This window comes from Endozoicomonas ascidiicola, from assembly GCF_001646945.1.
Lineage (GTDB): Bacteria > Pseudomonadota > Gammaproteobacteria > Pseudomonadales > Endozoicomonadaceae > Endozoicomonas > Endozoicomonas ascidiicola.
Genome location: NZ_LUTV01000005.1, coordinates 53,747 through 56,910 on the forward strand (window position 1 = coordinate 53,747; position 3,164 = coordinate 56,910).

Here is a 3,164-nt window from a genome sequence, read left to right on the forward strand (position 1 = left end):
AACATAACGAGAAGCCCAAGCCGTTTATATGGACAGCCAAGGCTAATGACATACTGGAGAAGGTAGTTCGAGCTAATTGCCGCTTAAGCAGCAAAAAGAACGGCGCACTACACTAGCTGCTGCAACTTTTTTTGCACCCGGGTATTCCTGACTTCATTTTCTGCCCAATACTTCGCCTCAATCGCCTTACAGCGTCCCCATAAATCAGGCGGGTTCCGATGAATCAAATGGGTGTAGCGCCGAAGGTTGTCCCAAGTCTTGTGTCCACTGCGCAGGGCAACCTCTGGTATCGACATATCCTGCTCAAAGAAACGGGAGATACCATCGTGGCGAAATGAGTGAAAGCGTAGCTCAGGAAAGCCCAGTGCTTTGGTGCGTTCAGAGAATTTAACAGAAACCGTCAGAGCCTTATAGGGAAATATCCGGTCATCCCCTTCAAACCTTGGCTGTCGTGCAATAATTTCCTGACACACAGAGCAAATAGGCACTTTCTGATGGTTACTGTATTTTTTCTTCGGGTCTTTTCTGTCCCGAATAATAATAAGGCCATTTTCCATATCAAAATCACTGTGCCGTATACGGCAAATTTCTCCCTCCCGGAAACTGCTGTAAATACTGAACAACATTAAATGATGATATGGAATGAGAGAAGAATGCTTATTGTAACCATCCAGAAATGCTTGATAGAGCAAATAAACCTGCTCTTCCGTTGGCCGGGTATCATCCTCTTTTGATTTGCCAATCAGCTTTAGCTTCCACAATTCTTTCATAACTTCTTCAGTAATAAAGCGTTTGAAATAAACACCCAATCGTTTCTGCCAATCAATTGCACGACGAAGAACGGAAACATACAACTGATTTGTGGCAGGCGTCACCGTTGCCAAACGTTCATCAAGTAACTTGATTAAATGTTTATCGGAAATTTCTTTGGAGCGTTTCTTTGCAAGCCAACTGCGCTCCCAGAACTTGATCGCAAGAGTATCCCGATAACTGATTTGCTGATCTTTTGGCAACGACGCCATCTTTTGACGATACATTTCCAGATAATTTTGAAGGGTAATATCACCTGTTTTTGCTTTAGTGGACAAATCTTCAGGCTCTTCCTGCTCGGCCTGACGCAACATTTCAGCCTCAACTTTCTTTGCCCAGGTCTTGCCAGAAGTCTTGTCTGGAAATGATAAGCTCTCCCGGGCTGTGTAATGATCCTTCCTGACAGAAACCTGGTAAATATAGGCAATGCCCGTTTTTCGCTTCCGTTTGAAGCACTGTATTGTCATATAGAACTAACGTACTTATAGATTATTATTTTTGGTATACAATCCGGTATACAATCGCTATGAATTAATAGTATCTGAAAGTGATTTATAGTGCGCAATAAACTATTATGACAGCGAGAAATCAGTAACTTACGATAATAGCTGTCTATGATATCGATATGTGGTACGAATTTCACAGTGACCATTTTGATAATGAAATCAACGAGTTAGACTGATCGGAAAAATTTTAGGTTTCAATTTGATTGTAACCTAAGCCTAATAAATGGTACCAAATCGTACCTTCGCCGCATTTCGCTGCGATGGTAGACCGATAAAATGGTACCGTTTCTTTTGTATCCCCCTGATCCAGACTCGCTTTCCCGGGCGCATCCATTAAACTCAACCCCAACCTGACAACATTTGTAAAAGAAGTGCTTAACAAACCATGAAAACCCGCGACCTGCTCCAACTGCCAGACACCAAACTCGCCGCAACCATTAGCACCATGAAAAGCAAAGAATGTGAGAAACACCTCAGGAACTACACAAAAATCCTGGGCATTGAGTTTGAAATGGCCATTATGCAAGCCACCCACGCTGCTATGTTCAGCGACAGTGATGAGCCGGTGAAACTACGAACTTATAAAGCGGTAGTGGATCTGGTGAGGAGCGAAACCGAATACGGTGAAAAGGAAGCAGCCATTCTTACTGCCCTGCTGTTAGCTCATATCAGCAAGAAAATGAATAAGGTGCAATCGCTGGTGGGTCAAACTCAGGCACCAGCCTTTCATTGACATACCGTTCGATCAATTACATAGCCCAGCCAGTTATTGCCGCACTCCGTACCGCCCACCTGTGCGCCTTTCATAAACATCACCTACTCAACCGGTGACAGCGGCGACAGATAATCCATGATCTCTTTCAGGTAAGGTGTTCAGGACGTTCGCCAACGTCCACCTTCTTTTGTTGCCTCTGCGGGAAGCATCCGTTTCTGCTCTACCCATTAGGAAACGGTCGAGCGAGTGTTTTGATTATTTCTTCGGCGCCAATCACTAACGAAATATCGCGCCCGTTCGTACCCGCAATAAATGTAACATCGCAGGGACCCACGATCTTTTGATGTTAAGTACCCGATCATATGGAATCATATTCGCTCATTATAAGACAATGCACCTGCAAGGCAGGCCATACGTAACCATACGAATGGCAAAGACCACATCAATGCAATTATTCTATAATGCTGTTTGAAATTCTTGCAGACACCATTTCGAAATTGGTGAATATGAACAGTAAGAGTTAAATAATTAAACATGCAATTTCCAAGCTCACTTCCTACCCTTCACCAAGAGTTTATTGAACAGTGCCTGCCAAAGCTGGCAAAGGACACGAGAATTGTCGGTGTTGCCGTTTCGGGCTCATATGCTGACAACTCACTAGATATTTATAGCGATATAGACCTACTTATTGCCGTAGAACCAGAGGAGTTCGGAGCAATAATGAATGATCGCTTATCTATCATTTCAAATTTAGGCGAAATGGCTGCCGGCTTTACCGGCGAGCATGTGGGCGAACCTAGGAGCCTGTCGGACTTAGAACAACTTTTGAGTATAATACCCGCAAGATCGTAAAAGACAGCCAGCCAATGAACAAATGGACTTTCAGACCCATTGACCGAGACATCCCTGACTTTTTTCCTGCCACTGTTCAGGATTATCTGCCAGAGGYGCATCTTGCTCGCTTTGTTGTAGAGGTGGTTGAGCAGCTAGACCTCACACCTTTGATCAGCGCCTATAAAGGAAGGGGTTCTAAAGCCTGGCATCCATCCCTCATGCTGTCGTTATTGTTCTATGGATATGCAACAGGTGTCTTCTCCAGTCGCAAACTGGAGAAAGCAACTTATGACTCCATC

The 3,164-nt window shown here is 44.2% G+C and carries 4 protein-coding genes; 3 read left to right on the forward strand and 1 reads right to left on the reverse strand.

Annotated features, from left to right (window positions below; all coding sequences use genetic code 11):
* Window positions 1-107: 107 nt before the first annotated feature.
* A complete protein-coding gene (locus AKL11_RS14185) occupies window positions 108-1,277 on the reverse strand; it encodes a tyrosine-type recombinase/integrase (RefSeq protein WP_067518614.1) in 1,170 nt (389 codons plus the stop codon).
* Window positions 1,278-1,701: 424 nt separating this feature from the next.
* On the opposite strand from AKL11_RS14185, the gene AKL11_RS14190 reads away from it, so the two are divergent.
* The 3 genes from AKL11_RS14190 to AKL11_RS14200 all read left to right on the forward strand — a co-directional run.
* Entirely contained in the window at window positions 1,702-2,049 is a 348-nt protein-coding gene (locus AKL11_RS14190; RefSeq protein ID WP_067518616.1) for a hypothetical protein, read from the forward strand.
* A 516-nt stretch (window positions 2,050-2,565) separates the two neighbouring features.
* Window positions 2,566-2,883, forward strand: coding sequence for a nucleotidyltransferase domain-containing protein (locus tag AKL11_RS14195; protein WP_095210397.1), 318 nt, complete (start codon window positions 2,566-2,568; stop codon window positions 2,881-2,883).
* Between the two features lie 14 nt (window positions 2,884-2,897).
* Window positions 2,898-3,164, forward strand: a 267-nt coding sequence (locus tag AKL11_RS14200) for a transposase (protein ID WP_172807295.1), incomplete at its 3' end; no start/stop codon positions are given.